The organism is Dysgonomonas sp. 521 (genome assembly GCF_010501055.1).
GTDB lineage: Bacteria > Bacteroidota > Bacteroidia > Bacteroidales > Dysgonomonadaceae > Dysgonomonas.
In genome coordinates this window covers 19,935-44,028 of record NZ_QVMO01000021.1, presented here as the reverse complement: position 1 = coordinate 44,028, position 24,094 = coordinate 19,935, and the positions used below count along the sequence as shown (strand labels likewise).

Below are 24,094 nucleotides of genomic sequence, written 5' to 3'. Positions count from 1 at the left end.
CATTGAATGTTCAATATCATGAAAAATGGAATTATTATAACTACATAAAATCACTTTTAATTCACATTCACTAATACTACTAAAAACCATGAATGAAAAAATGAGAAGATTATTTCAGCAAACAAGTTGCCTTTGTTTGCGGAGAGTATATCTGATGATGATTATCGGTTTGCTCTCTGCGGCTGGGCTGTATGCACAGTCGGTACGTGAAATATCAGGAACCGTTTCTTCTGCCGGAGAACCCTTAATAGGTGCATCTGTAGCAGAAAAAGGTACAACAAATGGTACAATGACTGATATTGATGGGAAATTTACTTTAACAGTAAAAGAAAATGCGACAATTGAGATTTCTTATATTGGGTTTACTTCTAAGTCGATGCCTGTAGGACAACAAACTGTATTCAATATCGAATTGGACGAAGAAGCCAATATATTGAACGAGGTAGTAGCTATCGGTTATGGTGTGCAGAAGAAAAAACTGAATACGGGTGCTACCGTGCAGGTGAAAGGCGACGACATAGCCAAATTGAATACGACTAATCCACTACAGGCTATGCAAGGACAGACTCCCGGTGTGAGTATCACTTCTACTTCCGGACAGCCGGGCAGTGACATGAAGGTAAGTATCCGCGGTTTAGGTACTGTTGGAAATGCCGGTCCGCTCTATTTGATTGATGGTGTGGGCGGCGATATTTCTACCCTCAACCCTGCCGATATCGAGAGCATCGACATATTGAAAGATGCAGCTTCGGCAGCCATCTATGGTGCTCAGGCCGCCAATGGTGTAGTACTGGTTACCACTAAAAAAGGGAAAGAGGGTAAAGCGCAAGTCAGCTTTGACGCTTATTATGGCATTCAGAATGTAGCCCGCAAGGCGAAGATGCTGAATGCAAGCCAATACATGACAATCATGGATGAGCAGGCTCTCAACAGTGGAAACGCGGCATATAACTGGAGCGGCTACCAGTCTATTTATGATGCCAATGGAAATGTTTACAATACCAATTGGGTTGATGCGATGTTTAAAGACGATGCTACCACAGAGAGCTACACGCTGGGTGTTACTGGCGGGTCGGCAACTTCGACTTACGCTCTTTCGTTGGGTTATATGAATCAGGAAGGTATTGTAGGAGGCTCTGACGTATCTAACTACGAACGCTACAACTTCCGTTTCAACTCTGAACACAAACTGTTCAATAACTTCCTGAAAGTAGGTGAACAAATAAGCTTTATATATAGGAAAAACAATGGTGTCAACGTAGGTAATCAATATAACAATACGTTGAGAAGTGCTTTTGGAACATCACCTTTAGCGCCTATTTATAGTGATAATAACATTTATGATTCTCCGTACAACGATACAAGCAATAGCGATTGGTACAATGGCGAAGGCAATCCTTACGGCTCGATGATGACCAATACCAACAACGAAAACAAGGCAGCCACATTCAGCGGCAATGTTTATGCTGAGATAGAACCCTATAAGAACCTGAAGATACGCACCGTATTTGGCGCTGTTTATAATTCGAGTGAGTACCGCAGTTTTACGCCGCTCTATCATTTCAGCATTTATAGCTATAACGATACCAGCACTAAAGTAGCGCAGAACATGAATCATGGTTTGAGTATGACCTGGACAAATACTGCGACTTACGACTGGCAGATGAACGACCACTCTTTCAACGCCCTGTTAGGTATGGAATCTTACCGTTATTCGGGAACGTATCTGGGAGCCAACAATGGGATACTCAAAGAAGGTTTTGATACATGGAATTATGCTTATATTAATAACGGTACTGCAACCTCTACTACAGACGGCTTAAGCGCAGAGGGTAAACCGCATGATGAAGCGCGTAGTGTTTCTTATTTCGCTCGCTTGGGTTGGAACTGGAAAGAGACCTATATGCTGAATGCTACCTTGCGTGCAGACGGTTCTTCCCGTTTTGCCAGTGGCAACCGTTTCGGTTATTTCCCTTCTGTTTCGGCCGGTTGGACAATTACCAACGAAGCATTTATGGAGAGCAGCAGATCATGGCTTGACTTCCTGAAACTGCGTGCAAGTTGGGGACAGGTGGGTAATCAGAATATTGATAATTACCAATACTTGGCTCCGATGAGTAGCTCCAATACGCACTACCTGTTTGGTACAAATGGGTATAATGACGCCGGCTCGGCTCAAAACCTGGCAAACAACTGGGGTGCTTATCCAAGCCGTTTGGCGAATGAAAACATAACATGGGAAACTTCCGAACAAACAAATATCGGTTTCGATGCCCGCATGCTGAATGGCCGTTTAGGTGCGAACTTCGATTTTTATATCAAAAACACTAAAGACTGGCTGGTGCAAGCCCCTATTCTGGCTACGGTGGGTGCGGGAGCGCCTTTTATTAACGGTGGTAGCGTAAAGAATACCGGAGTGGAGTTAGCTTTGACATGGAACGACCGCATTGGCAATGATTTTCATTATAATATTGGATTGAACGGTGCCTATAATAAAAATAAGGTAGGTAGTATCCCTACAGACGATGGTACCATACATGGCCAGACCAACCAATTGTATGATAATACGCCTGAGTTTTACCGTGCTGAGAACGGGAAGCCTATCGGTTACTTCTGGGGATACAAAACTGCCGGACTGTTCCAGAATACACAGGAAATCAGTGACTGGATTGCTGCGGGTAACGGCGTGCTTCAGAGCGACGTGCAGCCGGGAGATGTAAGATACGTTGACGTAAACCACGATGGTGTGATTGATGATAAAGATAAGGTAAATCTAGGCAATGGTATGCCTGACTTTACATTCGGATTCAATCTCGGTTTCGAGTACAAAGGTTTCGATTTTTCACTCGTAGCAAATGGTGCGGCAGGCCAGCAAATTGTACAGTCTTACCGCGGACACACCAATGTATATGCAAACTACACAACGGCTATTCTCGATCGTTGGACAGGTGAAGGTACAAGCAACAAGATTCCTCGTGTGACACAACAGAATATCAACTGGCAGTTCTCCGACCTCTATGTGCAGGATGCCGACTACCTGCGTATCAGTAACATTACTGTTGGTTACGACTTAGCCCGGTTGATCAATCTCAAGTTTATCAGCCAGGCGCGTCTTTATGCTCAGGTACAGAATGCCTTTACATTTACCAAATATGATGGCATGGATCCGGAAATCGGTTATGGTACAGATGGTTGGGTGTCAGGTGTTGACGTAGGTTATTATCCTCGTCCGCGTACATTCCTTTTTGGTGTAAATCTTAAATTCTAACGAACTAAAGCACAAGAAAAATGAATAAAATAAAATACAATATATTAGTAGCGGGAGCCCTCTGTTTAACTTTGGGGTTAAATTCCTGCTCCGACAGTTTCCTGGATGTAGAATCTAAGACTGAGTCTACTACAGGTACTTCTTATAAGAATGAGAGCGATGTTTGGCGCGCTCTGATTGGCTGTTACGATGGATGGCGTCAGACATCTTCGGCTATGGGTACAGGTTTTTATCTGGGAGCTGAAACCATGAGTTACGAGTGCTTCGGCGCAACAGGTAATGCCGATGGACGCGGCTATCAGGCTATCGATCGTTTCGATATTTCGCAATCGCCGGCCGATTTGAATCTATACGAAACCGATTGGAAGAATTATTACGCAGCCGTTTACCGTTGCAATGAATTGATATCGCGCGAAGAGCAAGTTTCTTGGAACGAGAATAACAGCAAGCGCGGAACCTATATGGGAGAATGTCGCGCAATTCGAGCATTCCTCTATTTTGATATGGTACGTCTCTGGGGAAATATTCCTTTATTTGAGGCTCCGGTGAATGAAAACCGTCCGCAGGCAGACCCGTCAGAAGTATTCACTCTCATTTTTGACGATTTAAAGTATGCTATGCAAAATATTCCTGCTGATGCTTACCCAAAAGTAAACGCGGCAAGTAATGATGGACACATCACAAAGTATGCAGCCGAAGCACTTTTCGCACGCGCATACTTGTTCTACACAGGATATTATGGAGCGGAACCGGCAAATGCTACCAAAGCGGAAGCTCTGGCTGCAGTAGAAGATGTAATCAGTTCCAACGAATTTAGCTTGGTAAGCGAATTTAAAAATCTATGGCCTGCCGCTTCTGCCGGTGTTGCTGAGGTTGGCGATATGACTACGTTGCTGGGTTCTTATGCCGGCGATGGCAACAGTGAAACTGTTCTTGCCATGAAGTTTACCAGTTCGCAGGACTATAATGGAAACAACGACGGTAACCGTTGGCAGGTAATGGTAGGTATGCGTTCGCTCAATGCTGCTCCTTATGGAAAAGGTTGGGGAGGACTGACTGTCAATCCGGCATTTGTGAACCAGTTTAAAACAGGAGATACACGCCGCACAGCTTCCATCATCGACTTGGTAGGCGAAGGGATTACCACACTTGCCGACTTTGATGCCAGTTACAAAGATCAACGCGAATATACAGGTTATGCCGTGAAGAAATATTCTCCGCTCTGTTTTGCTGATGGTACTTCTGCATCCAAAGAGGATGGCTCCGGTGACTTCCAGATAGCCAATCATCAGGATTATGTACTCATTCGCTATGCGGACGTATTGCTGATGGCTGCCGAACTGGGAAGTTCTAACGCACAAAGTTATTTCGATCAGGTACGCAAGCGGGCTTATACCTCAGATGGGGTGTTGTCTTCAAACTATGCGACTCTTCCTGCAACACAAACCAATATCATGCAGGAGCGTGCTTTAGAATTTGCTTTCGAAAGTATCAATTACTGGGACTTGCTCCGTCAGGGAGTAGATTATGCTGCAAGCAAACTGGCAACGACAACTTCTGTCTACAGCGGTGGTACTCCGGACGTGGTTACGATTAATGCCGATCGTCTTCGTGCTACAAAGGGGCTTAGCCAGATTCCTTATAACCAGATTACATTGGCTGACGGTATGTTGAACCAAAATGCCGGATGGTAATGTATAATAACTAATACTAAAAGATTATGAAAACGAGCATAAATAGCAACTCTCTAAAGACCATGATGATTTTGTTATGCGAGTTTCCATACCACCTTTAAAAATAATATAGTATGAAATTGAAATCTTATATATATTCATTTATAGCAAGCATAGTTGTGCTTCTCTCCGCTTGTTCGCCCGATGATCATAGTTTGGGAGCGGTTGATGTAACTCCGGATGATTTGGTAGAGGGTATTGCTTATACCGTTACTCATGATGCAAGCAATCCGAATATCATTCATCTGAAAAGTTTGATGGGAAGTGGTTATACCTCCCTTTGGGAAACTCCACAGGGGCGTAGCCAGAAACAAGAGATGACTCTGAAAATGCCGTTTCCGGGAACTTATACGGTTACATTCGGTGTTCAAACCCGCAGTGGCGTAGTTTACGGAGAACCGGTTACATTTACTGTTGATGATTTCTATGCCGGCTTTGTAACCCACGAACTTTGGACAATGTTGACCGGTGGCGTTGGTGCGTCTAAAACATGGATTCCTGATAATGGTAAGTATGGTCTGGCTTCCGGTGAAATTTCGTATGCCGATCCGGGCGGAACAGTAGAATGGAACAACTGGACTTCTAACTGGGATCCGGCTGCAGGCCAAACAGCAGACGATGCGATATGGAACAGTTCTATGACTTTCGACCTGATTAATGGTGCGAATGTAACGGTTGACGATCAGTCGTCTGGCGGTTCAGGCCTAACAACAGGGACATTTATGCTGGATACAGATGGACACACTATCACCTTCACAGATGCTGAGTTATTGCATACAGCAGGATGGGACAATATGACAAGCGACTGGAAGAGAAACCTGAAAATACTGAACCTGACAGAAAACCAGTTGAGGGTAGGTATCCTGCGCGAGAAAGCAACTTCAGGAGAAGATCCTTGGTGGATTATCTGGAATTTTGTGAGCAAAGATTATGCTGATAATTATGAAGCACCGGCACAAGAGGTTTACCCTACATTGCCTGATGGCTGGAGAGACTATGTAGAGCCTAAGACAAATCTGGTAATCACCTATAAACTTTCCGGCGATCCTGCATTTGACTGGTGCAATCTGGATGGTTCGCTGAAAAAAATCACTTCGGTATCTGCGCTAAGTGGCATCGAAGAAATCACACTGGTACTGAACAGCGGAACAGGTGAGTATACATTTACTGATATGGAAGGCAAGGAGTATAAAGGTAAATATACCTTGAGCAATGATGGTATCTATACTTTCAGCGATGCACTTCCTCAAATAGTTCTCTCTACCGATGGTCAGGCTGTATTCAAAACAAATGCCGACAGGACGTTGCGTATCATGTCTTACGAAACAAGTGATTACACCGGAGCCGTTACAAGCCTGTGGGTGGGAAGTCAGGAGCTTGACGACCAGGGAAATCTGTATCAGTACATGGGTTATCAGTTAGTACCTCAGGTAGAAGGTGCTGCGGCAACCTATAAGTCTACTCTTAACTATTTTGATACAGGTTGGACTTTCATTTATAGCGATGCTGTTTTCATCTCAGGAAACGGAGATTATACATTGTCGGTTTTGGGAGCAAGCAGCGAGCCTTATGGCATGTATCTGGATATTGAGAAGATATTGAAAGACAATCCGAATATGGATGTGGCGATTAAAGATATTAAGGTTGACGGTAAGAGCATCAGCTTCGACGATTCTGCTATTGAGCGTGGACTTGGGGATGCCGAAACCACTGCCCGCCGTTATATCATTAATCCGTGGGGGGCTACTGCTGGTACTGCACCTAATTATGTGTTCAGTTCAAGCATAGCGGTTACGATAACAGTTAATATGGATAACGGTACTCCTTTTATCGAAGAATAACCATTTAGATGATAATCTTTAAAAAGAAAAAGAACATGAAATTAAAATATTTATCAGGAATTCTTTTGTTGATGGTGACTCTGTTTGCCACATCGTGCGACGAAGATGATGATTATAGCATCCGGGCTGGTGAAATTATCTCTGAAATTACCACAGGTTCAGCAACAGTAACTGCTGTTTCTGCCGAAGTTCAGGGTACAGTAAAAGACCTTAATCTGGTATCGTCTGCTTCTTACGAAGTGGGTGCTTACTATAGTACAAATGCCGACCCCACTACCTCGGGTACGAAGAAAAGCGGTACGGCTGACAAGAGTGGCAATGTAACAACCAGTTTAAGCGGGTTGACAACAGGTACTACCTATTACTATGCAACATATGTTACGCTTCAGAATAAAGTTACTTATTTTGGCGATGTCAAGTCGTTTGTAGCTACCAATGCGGTAGTTACTACAAATGACGCAACAGATGTTACGTTCAGCAAGGCCACTTTCTCTGCAAATATAACCGGAACAGAAGGACTTGGAACAATTGAAACAGGTGTAAAACTAGCTCTTTCGGCTAATGGTGTTACCTCAGGTATCAATCGCGAGTTGACTACTGTTGGTGGATTACTGCCGGGTACTACCTATTATTATGCAGCTTATGCAAAAGTAGGCGAAGGTTATGTTTACGGTGAAACTAAGAAACTGACTACAGCTACACAGGCGATGGAATATGTTGACTTGGGACTGAGTGTGATGTGGGCTTCATCTAATATTGGTGCCGATACGGAGAGTGATGCCGGAACACTTTTTGGCTATGGAGATCAAACGGCAATGCTGACTTCGAACAAACTGGAGGATTATCTCTCTACAGATATTGCCGGTACAACCGAAGATATTATATTCAACCTGAACCTCGATGGAGACTCACCAATGAAGAGCCAGATGCCTACAAAAGCACAGATAGCTGAATTGGTGAATAATACCACACAGACGTGGGAAACCGTTGAGGGTGTGCAAGGTATGCGGTTTACTGCAAATAATGGAAATAGCATATTCCTTCCGGCTGCCGGATATCGCGAGGGCGAAACAGCCGTTGCAGATGCTGCGGGTTATTACTGGAGCGGTACTGCATATTCTGTCAACAATGATTACTCAAATACATTGACTTTCGATAGTTCATCAGCTAAAACCGGTTTCTCAAGACGTAGCCTCGGGCTTAGTCTCCGTTCTGTCCGTGCATATGCGGTGGTGAATCCGGACTCTGGTAAATTAGTCTTTGGCGATTTGGAAAGCAATGGCCGTTTGCGTATCGAAATTTATAATGAATACGGCGCTACAAATGGAAATTCTCCAATCGACCCTACTTCTATCAAGTTTTCTAAGAATATGGTTGTAACTTTCGCTCTTACTGGAATTACAGATAATTTGAAGAGTGGTGCGGCAGGTTCTTATGTGGCAGGCCTTGAATATTCAGATCCTACCTGGGGTGTAAGCTACTGGTCAGAACTCAATATGGGCAAGTACGAAGCAATGGTTAATGGCGATGGTACTTACACTGTATGGATGGAAGTAACAGCTCAGGCAAATGGTGCAGTCGTATTCTGTATCGATATCAAGGATTTGTGGGCTGATATTGCCGATACGTCTAAGGTAGGAGTAGAGGTTAGCTCTATTAAACTGGATGCTGATGTAGAGCAGGCTGTTAATCAATCCATCGTTAGCTTCAATAATAAAGATGGAAACGGAACAGACGGCCGTATTGAGATTTATAATGAATACAGTACTTCAGGAGCTGCGGCTCAGGGCTATTACAACAACAGCCTGTTGTTTAATGGGTTGATGCTAGTTGATTTCACTATCGGCGGTATTACCGGCAATTTGGCGAGCGGAGCTTCCGGCAGTTACAAGACGGAACTGAGCTATGCAGCCGCAAGTTGGGATCCTAGCTACTGGGGAGGCGCAAATTATGGCAGCGCTACGGTTACCGGTGATGGAACTTACCAGGTGTACACATATCTCAAAGGAGATTGTGCAGGCGCAGTGGTTTGGACAGTCGAGCTATATGATCTTTGGAAAGATTTGGTAGATGCATCCAAAGTAAATGTGACAATAAATAAGGTGATTACACCTGGAAAAAAATAAAATATAAAATACATGAAGATGATGATAAAACCATTTACCCGATGGAGTTGGATAGTCATACTATTCTTCATCTTTACAGCAACAGCCTGTTCGAGCAGTGATGATGATCCGGTATCACCCGAAATCACCATTGCCAATCCGAACATGCCTTTTGCTAAAGCTGGAGGGGCCGAAACTCTATCCATTCAGTCGAATGTAGCATTAGAGGTGATAAGTAACGATGTAAGCTGGTGCCATGTGGTGCCAGCCACATCTACTTCGGCAACAGTGTATAAGTTTACCGTTACCGTAGATCCGAATACAACTACAGAAGACCGTTCGACTACATTAACCGTAAAAGCCGGAAGTATAACGGAATCTGTCAATGTAACTCAATCTGCTGCGGATGGTTTAATTGTAGCGCAAACTACATTTAATGACGTACCGGGCGAAGGAGCCAATATTCAGGTGAAACTGACTACGAATGGAAATGTTACCATAACTTGTAACGATAGCTGGATTACCGAAGCAGCTACCAAAGCGATGGTAGAACAGACCCTGACATTCAAGGTGGCAACCAATTATAATGCTGCCCGTTCGGGAACTATAACCTTCACACTGGGTGAACTTACCGAAACAGTAACCATAAACCAGCTTGCTATAAACCTTTCCGGCATAGGAATGGAGAGCGATGCCTTAGCATTGGCTTCCAAAATGTATGCAGGCTGGAACATTGGGAATACACTCGAAGCCATTGGTAGCGAAACCGCTTGGGGTAACCCTAAGGTGACCGATCTCTATGTGAAGAAAATAAAAGCGCTTGGGTTTAATGCTATCCGTATTCCTTGTGCATGGGATCAGTATATAGAAGATGCTGCTACCTATAAGCTTCAGGATAGCTGGCTGGATCGCGTAAACGAGGTGGTCGGTTACTGTGTAGCCAATGATATGTATGCTATTGTAAACATTCACTGGGACGGTGGCTGGCTCGAAAATAACTGTACACCTGACAAACAGGATGAGAACAACAAGAAACAGCATGCCCTGTGGACACAGATTGCCAACAAACTAAACCATTACGATGAACATCTGCTTTTTGCCGGGTGCAACGAACCTAACGCAGATACAGCCGAAAAGATGGCGGTATTGGCTACCTATGAGCAAACGTTTGTGGATGCCGTGCGTGCTACGGGTGGGAATAATGCTGTACGCAACCTGATTGTTCAAGGTCCGAATACAGATATTGACAAAACGAGTGATTTGTTTGGTAGTATGCCGGCCGATGTCGTTTCCAATCGTTTGATGATGGAGGTGCACTACTACAATCCGTGGACATTCTGTGGCTTGACACAAGATGAATCCTGGGGTAAGATGGCTTATTTCTGGGGCGACTACATGGTTGCGGGTTCAGATCGTAATGCAACTTCGGGCGATGTAGCTGAGATGAAGTCTCTTTTTGCCAAGATGAAGACGCAGTTTGTTGATAAAGGTATTCCGGTTATACTGGGAGAGTATGGCGCCATCACGCACCACACAGGCCTCGGCGTAAATCAGGAAGCTCATGACAAATCACGCAATATTTATGACGAAACAGTAACCCGTGAAGCTAAGAATCACGGATTGGTTCCTTTCTACTGGGATACAGGTTTAGTGGTGAATCGTAGTACAGGTGATATAAAAGACAGTTATGCTATGGATGGTATACTGAAAGGAGCGAAAGCAGGAAGCTATCCTTTTTAAGGTAAACTGAACGCATAAAGATATGAAAATAGATTGTGAATTCTTGTTCACAGGTTTTTATGGAGATTAAGGTTGAAAATGATGAAAGCCGGATGTGATTTTCCGGCTTTTATTTTCTAAATTTAAGGTTTGACAATGAATAGTTGATAGTTACAGTTGACAATTGATAATTATCCACTGTCAATTATCCACTAACAATTTTACTGTATGAAAAAATCCTATCTGTTTCTTCTTGTTTGTACAGTTCTGTTTTCGTGTTCTTCTTCAAAGGAAACACGAGAGAATGCAGATTTTACAGAAAACTGGAAATTCTATCCGGGCGATGACTCCACTGCTTATAATGTCCGATATGACGATTCTGAGTGGAGAGCACTGAACTTACCTCACGACTGGAGCATCGAGGCTGATTTCTCCATTGACAACCCGGCTACACCGGGTAGTGGAGCGTTACCGGGCGGCATAGGCTGGTATCGTAAAGAATTTACAATTGAAAAAGAAAGCGAAAATAAAAATATATATATAGATTTCGATGGTGTTTACTGGAACAGTAAAGTCTGGGTAAACGGACATCTGTTGGGCGAACGTCCGAATGGATATATCTCGTTCCGTTACGACCTTACCCCATATATAAAGGTAGGGGGAAAGAATGTAATTGCTGTCAGGGTGGATAACTCACAGCAGCCAAATTCACGCTGGTATTCCGGTTCGGGTATTTACCGCAATGTATGGCTGGTAACGGTTAATCCGTTGCATGTAGACCATTGGGGTACTTATGTTACAACTCCGTATGTAACAAAGGAGAGTGCAGAGATAAGTATAGAAACAAAAATAAAAAATTCTTCGGACTCAGGTCAAAGGTTTGAATTATATTCTATCCTCGTAGATAAGGACGGAAAAGAAGTCGTAAAAACAAATAACTCGAATGGTGTCGGAGCGGGTGAAACTGTGAATATGACGCAGTCGCTGAGTTTGGCTACACCCAACCTTTGGTCTGTAGAAAATCCTTACATGTACAAGGTGATAACCCGTATAGAGCAAAATGGCGATATTGTAGACGAATACGAAACACCTGTAGGTCTTCGTTACTTCTCATTTGACCCGGATAAAGGTTTCTTCCTGAATGGGGAATCCGTAAAGATAAAAGGAGTGTGCCAGCACCATGACCTGGGTTGTCTTGGCGCAGTGGCAAATGTCAGGGCGATGGAGCGCCAGCTGGAGATTCTGAAAGAGATGGGTTGTAACGGTATCCGCACGGCTCACAACCCGCCTGCACCCGAATTGTTGGATTTGTGCGACAAGATGGGCTTTATTGTGATGGATGAAGCATTCGATATGTGGCGTAAGAAAAAATCACCATACGATTATTCACAGTATTTCCCCGAATGGCACGAGCGTGACCTTACCGACCTGATTGTACGTGATCGCAACCATCCGTCTATCTTTATGTGGAGTATGGGTAACGAAGTGCTGGAGCAATGGTCGCATATAGATGCCGATACAATGAATCTGCAACAGGCAAATATGATACTAAACTTTGCCAATACACTAAATAAGAAAGATGTAAACGCTAAAGAGTTGCATGTAAACTCCTTGCTTGCTATCAAGCTGGCAGATATTGCGAAAAAACTGGATCCTACACGCCCGGTTACTACAGGGAATAACGAAACCGAGCCGTCGAATCATGTTTTCCGATCGGGAGCAATGGATATTATCGGTTTCAATTACCATGAAAACAATTGGGTTAATTTTCACGAGAAGTTTCCAAATCAAAAACTGATAATCACAGAGTCTACATCTGCACTGATGTCGCGCGGATACTACGAAATGCCATCCGACAGCATGAATATCTGGCCCGAAAGATGGGATAAACCATTCGACCGCCCGGTGCATCATTGTTCGTCATACGACAACTGTCATGTGCCTTGGGGCAGCACCCACGAAGATACATGGCGTCTGGTGAAAAATTATGACCATATCTCAGGTGTCTATCTGTGGACAGGTTTCGATTATCTGGGCGAGCCTACACCTTTCTGGTGGCCATCCCGTAGCTCTTATTTCGGTGTGATAGACCTTGCAGGCTTTCCTAAAGATGTCTATTATATGTATCAGAGCGAATGGTCGGATAAGGATGTCCTGCATATTTTCCCACATTGGAACTGGGCAGAAGGGCAAACAGTGGATGTATGGGCTTATTACAATAATGCTGACGAAGTGGAATTGTTTTTGAATGGTGAATCGTTGGGGAAGAAGGCAAAAGAAAAAGATATCTACCATGTATTCTGGCGTGTTCCATATAAGAAAGGAACATTAAAAGCCATTTCTTATAAAAATGGGAAAGAAGTGCTGACCAAAGAAATAAAAACAACAGGCGAACCTGTATCCCTCCGTCTGACTGCCGACAGAACAGCGCTCAAAGCCGATGGCAAGGATTTATCCTTTATCACGGTTGAGGCTCTCGATGCCGGAGGTAATCCTGTCCCCGTAGCTGATAATCTGATTAACTTCTCGGTAGAAGGTAATGGCTTTATTGCAGGAACGGATAATGGTGACCCCACCGACCCTGATTCATTGAAGAAGCCTGCCCGTAAGCTGTTTAACGGGAAAGCACTGGTTGTTGTTCAGTCGCAAAAAGAAGCGGGGACAATAACATTGAGGGCGCAGTCAGACAATCTGAAAGAAGCTGTAATAAATATAAAAACACGGTAATGTATTCTCTTGTCTCATCGGACTACAAATCATAGTTGGTCGAAAGATTTTTAATAGATGTATTTTAATCAATTGCCACGACTTTTAAGTCGTGGGTTACGAATAACAGGATAGCAAAGGCTTTAGCCAAACCTGTTTATTCTGTGATATTGTGACTAAAGCCCCTTTTCTTTCATCCATCTTATCCTCCAGCTAAAGCAGGAGGCAATTGACAGGAAGAAAATATTATCGCAAATAACTAACATACAGTATGTTAATTGATGAAAAAACTTCCAGTCACGACTGATTACAAATCCGAAAGAACGAGGCTGCTAACTGCTAACTGCTAACTGTTAACTGAATACACCCTCTTATTGTAAAAATTAACATATCATAATAGTCTATGGTATGTTAATTTTTTTGTTTTCAAATCCTTTGTGGATGCGGGATGCTTCATGTTGTTTGTACAATATCCAAACTTTCCTTATTGTATATAATACTATATGTAATGTATTGTAGTACAATTATTTAACTAAAAATAATTGCTTTTGTGTGATTGGTTTTCAAAATGAAGTTTTATATTTGTACTTGATACAATAAGTATTTTAATCTTTACCATGAAAGCGAACTTCATTCATACATACGTTTCGGTCGATTGCGTTGTCTTCGGTTTTGACGAAGGCCAGCTCAATATCTTACTCGTTCAGCGCAATGTGGATAAGAAAGGCGCTAAGGATTTGAAGTTGCCGGGAAGCCTTATTTACAATGAGGAAGACGTGGACGATGCAGCGAACAGGGTGTTGTTTGAACTTACCGGCATCAAGAGAATGACCCTGAAACAATTCCGTTGCTTTGCTTCTCCCAACAGGGCAAATGATCCCGATGATATGAAATGGCTGGATATGGCCTACAAGCCGAATATCAACAGGTTGATAACCGTAGCGTATCTGGCTCTGTGCAAGGTGGACAGGAAACTGAATAATGTATCCAAATATAAACTGACCGAATGGTGCCCTGTAAATAAATTGCCGCAAATGCCATTCGATCACAATCAGATAGTAAAAGAATCATTGACCGAGATACGCACATGGATTGAACTCAATCCGGCTATCGTATTCGAATTACTTCCGCAGAAATTTACGATTAGCCAGCTACATAAGTTGTACGAGGCTATTTACAATAAGCAAATAGATATACGCAATTTTCATAAGAAAGTAGCTGCCATGTCCTATGTTTTGCCTCTCGAAGAAAAACAGAAAGATGTATCGCACAGGGCAGCACGTTATTTCAAATTTGACAAAAAAGCGTATAATAAACTGAAAACGAGTATTTAAAGGAATTATGAATTATGAGTTATAAATTATAAGTAAAACTCATAACTCGTAATTTTAAATTTATAATTCATCATTTATAACTTATAATTCAAAGAAACATGTATTTACTAGGATACGACATAGGTAGCTCTTCCGTAAAGGCTTGTTTGGTAAATGCCGCAACAGGTAAAATCGTAGCTTCTGACTTCTTCCCGAAGGAAGAAATGAAAATAACCGCTGTAAAATCGGGCTGGGCAGAACAAGACCCTTCCGATTGGTGGGCAAACCTCAAACTGGCGCATCAGTCAGTGATGCAGAAAGCCGGAGCCAAAGGGGAAGATATACAGGCTATCGGTATTACCTGGCAAATGCACGGGCTGGTTCTTGTAGATAAGGATAAGAAAGTGCTTCGCCCTTCCATCATCTGGTGCGATAGCCGTGCCGTGCCTTATGGCGAAAAAGCATTTAAGGCGATAGGCGAAGAAAAATGCCTGAGTCACCTGCTTAATTCTCCGGGTAATTTTACGGCATCTAAGCTGGCATGGGTAAAGGAAAATGAACCGCATATCTATGAGAAAATAGACAAACTGATGCTTCCGGGCGATTATATCGGAATGAAGCTGACGAACGATATTGTTGTCACCATAGAAGGTATGTCGGAAGGTATATTCTGGGATTTCAAAACAAATGCATTGTCGGAAGATGTACTGAACTATTATGGTATCCCTAAAAGTTTCTTCCCTGAGATCAAACCTATCTTTGGAGTACAGGGCTATGTTTCATCAGAGGCAGCGAAGGAACTAGGGCTGAAAGAAGGCACTCCGGTTTCTTACCGTGCGGGCGACCAGCCAAACAACGCATTGTCCCTGAATGTATTCGAGCCGGGAGAAATCGCTTCCACAGCAGGTACTTCGGGTGTCGTTTATGGTGTGCTCGACCAGTTGAATTATGATAAGCTATCACGTGTAAATACATTTGCACACGTAAATTATACACCTGAACAAACACGGCTTGGCGTTTTGCTCTGTATCAATGGTACAGGTATTCTCAACTCGTGGCTGAAACGCAATCTGGCTGTAGAAGGGCTTTCGTACAGTGATATGAATGAGTTGGCAGCACAATCGCCTATAGGTGCAAAAGGCATTAGTATCATTCCATTCGGTAACGGCGCAGAGCGTGTTCTGGAAAATCAGGATGTAAACTGCTCCATACATGGTATCAACTTCAATATACACGACAAGAGGGATATCCTGCGTGCTGCACAGGAAGGCATTGTTTTTTCATATGAATACGGTATGGAGATAATGCGCGAAATGGGAATGAATATCTCGACAGTAAAAGCCGGATATGCCAATATGTTCCTGAGCCCTGTTTTCTCTCAGACATTAGCCAGTGTAAGCGATGTCACTATCGAACTTTATAATACCGACGGAGCAGCAGGAGCAGCAAAGGGAGCGGGTATCGGTATCGGTATCTATTCTACTCCGCAGGAAGCCTTTGCCTCACTAGAGAAACTGGCGGTTATAGAACCGGAGAAAGATAAGAAAGCGCAATACAGGGAAGCTTACGAACGTTGGAGGAATATGGTTGTAAAATAATTGAATATTTATTTCAACCCCTCGCCCTTTAGGCACTCCCGACCCCACCCCAGCCCTCCCCAAAAGGAGAGGGAGAAGTGAGGGGAGAGTCGCAAAGCGAGGATTGCCCGTCAGACACTCTTCCCTTTTGATAAAGGGAAGTCCCCGAAGGGGGAAGGGTTAGATGAAATATAATAAATTGAATTTATGATATATATACTTATTTCTAAATAAAACCGAATCGTATGAAAAAGCTACTGTTTTCAGTTTTATGTGGTTCTTTACTGTTGTCGTGCTCGCAACCACAAGCAGTAAAGTGGGTAAGTACCACGCCTGACTCATGTTTTGTCGAAAATCCTGCTATTACCATGTCTGGAGTAGAAGGCACGGCCGATATAACTGTGCTGACGGATAAAACATTGCAGACAGTAGACGGATTTGGAGGCTGTTTCAATGAACTGGGCTGGACAACGTTGAATGCTCTGGATGAAGCTGACCGTGATAAGATTATCAAAGACCTGTTCAGTCCGGAAGGAATGAATTTTACGTTGGGACGTATGCCTGTCGGGGCAAATGATTTCTCCCGCGATTGGTATTCATACAATGAGACAGATAAAGATTTTGATATGAAAAACTTCTCGGTGGCAAATGATAAGGAAACGCTGATTCCTTTTATCAAGGCTGCCCAGAAGATTAATCCCGATATAAAGATATGGGCTTCACCGTGGTCACCTCCTACATGGATGAAATATAGCAAACATTATGCCTGCAAGCCCAACCCGAATGTAAACGACCTGAAAGGTAGCCCTACACAGGACTTGGAAGGCACGAATATGTTTATCCAGGAACCCGAATATTTTAAGGCTTACGCGTTGTATTTCGCAAAATTCATAGAAGCATATAAAGCTGAAAATATAAATATCGGTATGGTTGCCCCTCAGAATGAGTTTAACTCCTGCCAGATATTCCCTTCATGCACATGGACGGCTGCCGGATTAAGCACCTTTATCGGTGATTATCTTGGCCCTCAGATGAAAGAAATGGGTGTACAGGTTATGTTGGGTACAATGGAACGCGGTAATCATTTGCTGGTGGATACCATTATGCAAAATAAGAGTGGGCAGTATATTTCCGAAATCGGTTTCCAGTGGGCAGGAAAAGAGTCAATTGCCAAAATACACGAAACTTACCCGGATATGAAGCTCATACAAACCGAGAGCGAGTGTGGCGACGGGCAAAATTCATGGCAATATTGCTTCTATATCTGGAACCTGATGAAGCATTATTTCAACAACGGGATATCAGCTTATATGTACTGGAATATCTCGCTGGATAAAGACCCGGCTAACAACCGTTGGAAATGGCCTCAAAACTCGCTGATATCAGTAGATCAGGAAAATAAAACGTACAAATACAATCCTGAGTATTACCTGATGAAACAATTCAGCCACTTTGTAAAACCGGGTGCTAAACGCTTGGCTACAGAGGGCACATATGATAATATACTGGCATTCTGCAACTCGGATAATTCGGTTGTTGTTATCGCAACCAACGAAAGCGAATCGCCTAAGAGCCTGAAAGTGAAAATAAAAGAGCAGATGCTTTCGGTAGAAATGAAAGCTCAGTCGATAAATACTTTCACCATAAATGCAAGTAAATAAGTAATGGAAGTATTTAATACAGTAATACCTAATTCTACGAATGTTCGCTGTTATAGATATAAAAATAATAAATAGGTCTGTGACCTTAGTTATAATATAATTCTTTAAGTAAACAATTAAGTAAAAAATCAAATCATGGAAATTTTAAAAGGAACAAAGGAATTTTTTCCGGGCATAGGAAAAATAAAATTTGAAGGAAAAGAAAGCAAAAATCCTTTAGCATATCGTTTTTATGACGAAAACCGTGTAGTAATGGGTAAAACCATGAAAGACTGGACTCGCTTTGCTATGGCTTACTGGCATACATTGTGTGCCGACGGAGGCGACCCGTTTGGTGGCGCTACTATTCATCATCCGTGGAACATCGGCAACGATGCTATCAGCCAGGCTAAATATAAAATGGATGCGGCATTTGAGTTTATGACTAAAATGGGGATTCCATTCTATTGTTTCCATGACGTTGACTTGGTTAGTTCGGGTAATTCGTGGACTGAATACGAAAAGAACCTGCAAACAATCGTAGATTACGCAAAAGAAAAACAAGCTGCTTCGGGCGTGAAACTTCTTTGGGGTACAGCCAATGTTTTCAGCCACGAACGTTATATGAACGGTGCTTCTACAAACCCTGATTTTGATGTGGTTGCATGTGCAGGTACTCAGGTGAAAAACGCCATAGATGCAACTATTGCTCTTGGTGGTTCCAACTATGTATTCTGGGGTGGACGCGAAGGTTATATGAGCCTGTTGAACACAGATATGAAGCGTGAAAAAGACCATCTGGGACGTTTCTTAGCTATGGCGCGCGACTATGCACGTAAACAAGGATTTACAGGTACATTCCTGATAGAGCCTAAGCCAATGGAACCAACCAAACATCAGTATGACTTTGATACTGAAACTGTAGTCGGATTCCTTCGCAATTACGGTCTGGATAAAGACTTTAAAGTAAATATCGAAGTAAACCACGCTACACTGGCAGGACATACATTCGAGCACGAATTACAAGCTGCTGTAGACGCAGGTCTATTAGGTAGTATCGATGCTAACCGTGGCGACTATCAGAACGGTTGGGATACAGACCAGTTCCCTCTTGATATTTATGACTTCGCTCACGCATGGTTGGTAATGCTTCCGGCAGGTGGTCTTGGCAACGGTGGTGTGAACTTTGATGCTAAAATCCGTCGTAACTCAACAGATATGGACGACTTGTTCATTGCTCATATTTCGGGTATGGATGTATTTGCACGCGGCCTGTTAGTTGCTGCCGATATCCTTGAAAACTCAGATTATAAGAAATTGCGTCAGGCTCGTTATGCTTCATTCGACGGTGGCGATGGTAAAGCGTTCGAAGATGGCAAACTGACTCTTGAAGATTTACGTACGATTGCACATAAAGTAGGTGAACCAAAACAAATAAGTGGTAAGCAAGAGCTTTATGAAGCTATTGTGAATATGTATATCTAATATAACTATGAGTTATGAATTATAACTCATAATGAAGTTATCTAGACTTTTTATTCTTCTTTCATTTTGTCATGCTGACGACAGGACGCATCTCGTTTCTCAAGAGACATTTGGCTCCGCTTCGCTCTGCCGGTTTGCAATTGGCTAACGCCGAACGGTGTTTCACTCCGTTCAAAATGAAAAAGAGGGTATTTATTTCAAAATATTACCAAAGTCGAAAAGTCTAGACGACTTCAATTTATAATTCATAACTCTTAAAATCTTGACCAATGAAAAACGAACTGAATAAGTTTTATATTTTTGGTATTACACTTGTCGCTACTTTGGGAGGGTTGCTCTTTGGGTACGATACAGCGGTTATCTCAGGTGCCGAAAAGTCTATACAATCATATTTGATCGACCCGCTTGGGCTGAGTGCCTTTGCTCATGGAGCGACAGTATCGAGTGCGCTTATCGGGTGCATTATCGGAGGAGCACTATCGGGTCTTATATCTTCCCGTCTGGGGAGGAAGAAATCACTTTTGCTGGCTGCAATTTTGTTTTTTATTTCAGCATTGGGTTCCGGTTTCCCGGAAACCCTTTTCTTCACAAAGGGTGAGCCTACGATGGCACTCCTATTCACATTTAATTTTTATCGGATTATAGGAGGTATCGGTGTTGGACTCGCATCTGCCGTCTGTCCGATGTATATAGGTGAGATTGCTCCGGCAGATATCAGAGGGCGCTTGGTTTCATTCAATCAGTTTGCCATTATTTTTGGTATGCTTGTCGTATATTTTGTAAACTGGGGTATTGCCAACGGACAAACTCTCGAGTGGATAAATTCTATTGGTTGGCGCTATATGTTTGCTTCTGAAGCTATCCCTGCTGCTTTGTTCGGACTGCTTTTGCTGTTAGTTCCCGAAACTCCTCGCTATTTGTCTATGACAGGGCAGAACGAGAAGGCTTTAGTTGTTTTGAAAAAAATTAACGGATCGGAAGAAAAGGCTCAATCTATATTGAATGATATAAAATCAACCGTATCCGGAAATGTGAAAGCAAAGCTTTTTTCGTATGGAACGAAAGTTATTATAATAGGGATACTCCTGTCCGTTTTTCAACAATTTGTAGGTATAAATGTGGCTTTGTACTATGCACCTCGCATTTTTGAAAGCATGGGAGCTGCTAAAGATGCATCGATGCTGCAAACAATAATAATGGGGCTGGTAAATGTTATATTCACTGTTGTTGCCATTCTTACGGTAGACAAATGGGGACGTAAGCCTCTTCTTATTACGGGCTCTATTGGTATGGCTATCGGTATGTTTGCCATATCGGGACTGGCTTTCAATAATATAATCGGAGTTAGCACACTCGTCTTTATTATCATTTATACCGCGTCATTTATGATGTCGTGGGGGCCTATCTGTTGGGTATTGATAGCAGAGATATTCCCGAATAAGATAAGGGGGCAGGCTGTAGCCATTGCAGTGGCAGCACAATGGTTCGCTAATTATCTGATTTCTTCTACCTATCCTCCTATGATGGAGTTTAGTGGAGGTCTGACCTATGGTTTCTATGGGTTGATGGCTGTTTTATCCGCTCTGTTCGTGTGGAAAATGGTACCGGAAACCAAAGGCAAGACGTTGGAAGATATGGAAAAACTGTGGAAAAAATAAAAAAAACATCATTATTGATTTATTGAAAATAGGTTAAAAAAAGGTTAATTAAAAATCAGGGGTTTGTTGAGATAACAAACCCCTGATTGTCTTTATGCCCATTATAGTCTGGTCTGATCTAATTGAATAAAATTTAAACAGTTTCTGAGTCTGCTTTTTGTTGTTTTAACAATGCTTATGAGAAGTTTTATTAATTCTGAACAATCAAGATGTATGGAAACAAATATCCACTGTCAATTATCAACTATATAAAATGAAACAGTTTCTTTCTTTCGTCAAAAAAGAATTCTACCATATATTCCGCGACAGGCGAAGCATCCATACAGCTTATCGCAGATGCCACAGACCCCAATCAGTCGCTTATGCAAACAGGCTCGCCTTGCTAGGATTTGCCCTGTTTTTCAATATCTGGGCTGTTGTCAGTTATAAGAAGACAAATTGATAGAACTTACTCCTCCGGATAGCCAGCACATGGCCAAAAAGATTATCCTTATCTTTGTCCTTTATATTGATATAGTGGCAAATAAAGAGTCCGTCTCTTTATAAGTGACGGACAACCTGTTGAACTTATGACTGCAAATATAGGGCATCTCACCCTTTAATTTGTTGCTTATTTCCGCACAATTATTATCCAATCACGCCTAAATGCCCGTTTTTTAAGCTTTTTTTAGTAGCTGCAAATACTCATTTTTCTTACAACTTTTTTCTTGTAAACTGCTTATTTACAGGTGTTTTACAAATGTTTTACAAATGGCTTAACGGAAAGTCGGATTTTTCTCCTTAAATCTGCTTTTATTTTGTTGATATACAGATTGTTATCCGGTGTCGATGGCGGCAAATCACTACTTTTTTGTTTGACAAATGTTGCACAAAGCTTTTTCGTTTCATTTTTCACTCTTGTAGCTATCTGATATACAGTCAATTGCATAGCGCATTTTCTGCTGTCTGTCACTTATAAAGAGACAGACTCGAAAACCTATTAGGAGACACTTCTTGTTTTTTGGCAAGAAGGCATATAAAGACGGTAGAAACGAAGCAAATAACAAATGTATTCACAACTACATTTCTATAGGAATATAGTATATCGCTATATACACAGAGGTCATATATCGTCCCCATCCGGTATATGTCCGGGACTGGGTATTTGCCTTTTTATTGCAAATATAGTGAAAGCCGAACGCAATCAAGCTTGCTTGAGATTGCCGAGGCGCATCCTATATTCTGCAAATATAATTAAAAATCTAACATTCGGGGAGGGAACATCCGTATTGTCTTGTTTGTCTTCAACGTTATCTTATTTGTCTTCAATCGGTCTTTTACCGCTTGTGAAAGTCGTAAAAGAATACCTCCCCGTAATACACCCCCTCCTGCCTCCCCCAATAGGGGAGGTAGCGCGAGGCGGTAAAACCACCCCACCCGGCCTCCCCAAAAGGGAGGAGTGGCAATGGGTCAATACAAATATAAACCTAATTATAATAAACAAAACCTCTGCTTCTGAGGGTATTATTCATCTTTCCATCTCTCCGGTCTCCTCCCCTTTTGGGGGAGGCCGGGAGGGGGTGGCTTATAAACTACTTTTATGAAAACAACCAAGACACAAAACAAGCTGGCACGTAGTAAGCCCTTATGGCGGCAGGCAATTGCCTTTCTCGCCTTCCTTGTACTTACCCCGGGCATATATGCCCAGGTAACCATAGGCAGCGACAAAGAGCCTGAATCCTTCTCGGTGCTCGAATTGATTTCCAACAAAGAAACCGGACTGCGTATGCCACACCTGACCACCATTCAGCGCAACGATATCACCACCCCCGCCTTCAAGGCTAAGGCTGAAGCCAAGGGACTGACGATCTACAATACAACGATAGGCTGTCTTGAGTTCTGGAACGGCACCGAATGGATTTCTGCCTGCGAACCATCCTGTACCGCACCCGTGATAGAGCCGCTGGAAGATACCGAAAAGCGCTATGTGATATGGAACCCTTATATGCCTGCCGGCACAATGGATCTTTCCAAGCCTGTTGTTCCTGCGCCAGCGCCTACATTGAGCATCAGCGCCACAGGTACAAGCCTTACTTACCAGTGGTATTACCGCAACTATAACTCCGAGAAAAAATTTCTGCCCGTATATGGTGCCACCAGCGATACCTATCAGGTGAAGTTTGAGAAGCTGGGGCTCTACCAATACAAGTGCGTTGTGTCGGAGGCGGACAACCCCAGCTGCAGTGCCGAGTCTGACACAATAGAGGTCGTATGGGGTTGTGGAGCAAAGACCTACGACGACCGCTGGCTTGTCTTTATGTGCCATAATCTGGGCGCTGACCCTTCGCTTGACCCTTTCACCTGGAAGTCGGATGGCGATGAGGTAGGCTTCGACATCAAGGGAGACCTGTACCAGTGGGGGCGCAAAGCCGATGGGCATGAGAAACGGACAAGCCCGGTTGTAGACGAAATTGCTTCGGTCGCCGACCTTGACGGTGAAAATCAGGTAAAGGTAACAAGCGATAAATATGGAAAATTTATAGCCGGAACAAATTTTTCCTCTTGGACTGTCGGATTTGATCCGATACTATTAAATTGGGGTGACGGAACTATTCTGATGGATGTACCTAAGGCAAAGAACGATCCTTGTCCCGAAGGTTGGAAGGTCCCGAGTTTATTGCAGTGGCAATCTATTGTCAGAGGGCCTGAGACTGCGTTTGGGACTATTATTTCGCTCATCCCCACTCCTCCGGTATTAGTGAATAAATGGACATGGACAGGGAATGGAGTGGAGATCGGAGATGCACTGTATTTACCGGCAGCCACTACACGCAGTGGCAATAATGGAAAATTCTCGACGGGCGGTTATGGTTCTACGTATTGGTCATCAAATAACTGGAAGTACCCAGGACGTGCTGCTAACGTTTTCGGTACTTTTGGCTTTATCTCATTGGCATCTATTTACCCTGCAGATCATTACTATTATCCTGTCAATGGATTCCCCATTCGCTGCATCCAAGAGTAAAAAGTGACCTCCGTTTGGCGTAGACTCCGCCTATGCCTAACCGAG

The 24,094-nt window shown here is 43.0% G+C and carries 13 protein-coding genes; all 13 read left to right on the top strand.

Going from position 1 to position 24,094, the window contains the following annotated elements; translation table 11 throughout:
- Nucleotides 1–154 precede the first annotated feature (154 nt).
- The 13 genes from D0T84_RS08225 to D0T84_RS08165 all read left to right on the top strand — a co-directional run bounded on the left by D0T84_RS08225 (nt 155) and on the right by D0T84_RS08165 (nt 24,049).
- Entirely contained in the window at nt 155–3,268 is a 3,114-nt protein-coding gene (locus D0T84_RS08225) for a SusC/RagA family TonB-linked outer membrane protein (RefSeq protein ID WP_370525473.1), read from the top strand.
- Between the two features lie 20 nt (nt 3,269–3,288).
- On the top strand, nt 3,289–4,962 hold the full coding sequence (locus D0T84_RS08220; protein WP_163307401.1) for a RagB/SusD family nutrient uptake outer membrane protein: 1,674 nt from the start codon (nt 3,289–3,291) through the stop codon (nt 4,960–4,962).
- A gap of 113 nt (nt 4,963–5,075) precedes the next feature.
- On the top strand, nt 5,076–6,842 hold the full coding sequence (locus tag D0T84_RS08215; protein ID WP_185155715.1) for a hypothetical protein: 1,767 nt from the start codon (nt 5,076–5,078) through the stop codon (nt 6,840–6,842).
- Between the two features lie 35 nt (nt 6,843–6,877).
- On the top strand, nt 6,878–8,968 hold the full coding sequence (locus tag D0T84_RS08210) for a hypothetical protein (RefSeq protein ID WP_185155714.1): 2,091 nt from the start codon (nt 6,878–6,880) through the stop codon (nt 8,966–8,968).
- A 12-nt stretch (nt 8,969–8,980) separates the two neighbouring features.
- Nucleotides 8,981–10,687, top strand: a complete 1,707-nt coding sequence (locus D0T84_RS08205) for a cellulase family glycosylhydrolase (protein ID WP_163307400.1) — start codon at nt 8,981–8,983, stop codon at nt 10,685–10,687.
- A gap of 207 nt (nt 10,688–10,894) precedes the next feature.
- Nucleotides 10,895–13,393, top strand: coding sequence for a sugar-binding domain-containing protein (locus D0T84_RS08200; protein WP_163307399.1), 2,499 nt, complete (start codon nt 10,895–10,897; stop codon nt 13,391–13,393).
- A 596-nt stretch (nt 13,394–13,989) separates the two neighbouring features.
- Nucleotides 13,990–14,706: an NUDIX domain-containing protein gene (locus D0T84_RS08195; RefSeq protein ID WP_163307398.1), complete on the top strand. Its 717-nt coding sequence runs from the start codon at nt 13,990–13,992 to the stop codon at nt 14,704–14,706.
- A 98-nt stretch (nt 14,707–14,804) separates the two neighbouring features.
- A complete protein-coding gene (locus D0T84_RS08190; protein ID WP_163307397.1) occupies nt 14,805–16,283 on the top strand; it encodes a xylulokinase in 1,479 nt (492 codons plus the stop codon).
- Between the two features lie 224 nt (nt 16,284–16,507).
- Entirely contained in the window at nt 16,508–17,923 is a 1,416-nt protein-coding gene (locus D0T84_RS08185) for a glycoside hydrolase family 30 beta sandwich domain-containing protein (RefSeq protein ID WP_163307396.1), read from the top strand.
- Nucleotides 17,924–18,058: 135 nt separating this feature from the next.
- Nucleotides 18,059–19,387, top strand: a complete 1,329-nt coding sequence (gene xylA, locus D0T84_RS08180; RefSeq protein WP_163307395.1) for a xylose isomerase — start codon at nt 18,059–18,061, stop codon at nt 19,385–19,387.
- A gap of 269 nt (nt 19,388–19,656) precedes the next feature.
- Nucleotides 19,657–21,045: a D-xylose transporter XylE gene (xylE, locus tag D0T84_RS08175; protein WP_163307394.1), complete on the top strand. Its 1,389-nt coding sequence runs from the start codon at nt 19,657–19,659 to the stop codon at nt 21,043–21,045.
- Between the two features lie 253 nt (nt 21,046–21,298).
- Nucleotides 21,299–21,487, top strand: a complete 189-nt coding sequence (locus D0T84_RS08170) for a hypothetical protein (protein ID WP_163307393.1) — start codon at nt 21,299–21,301, stop codon at nt 21,485–21,487.
- Between the two features lie 1,137 nt (nt 21,488–22,624).
- On the top strand, nt 22,625–24,049 hold the full coding sequence (locus D0T84_RS08165; RefSeq protein WP_163307392.1) for a hypothetical protein: 1,425 nt from the start codon (nt 22,625–22,627) through the stop codon (nt 24,047–24,049).
- Nucleotides 24,050–24,094 lie beyond the last annotated feature (45 nt).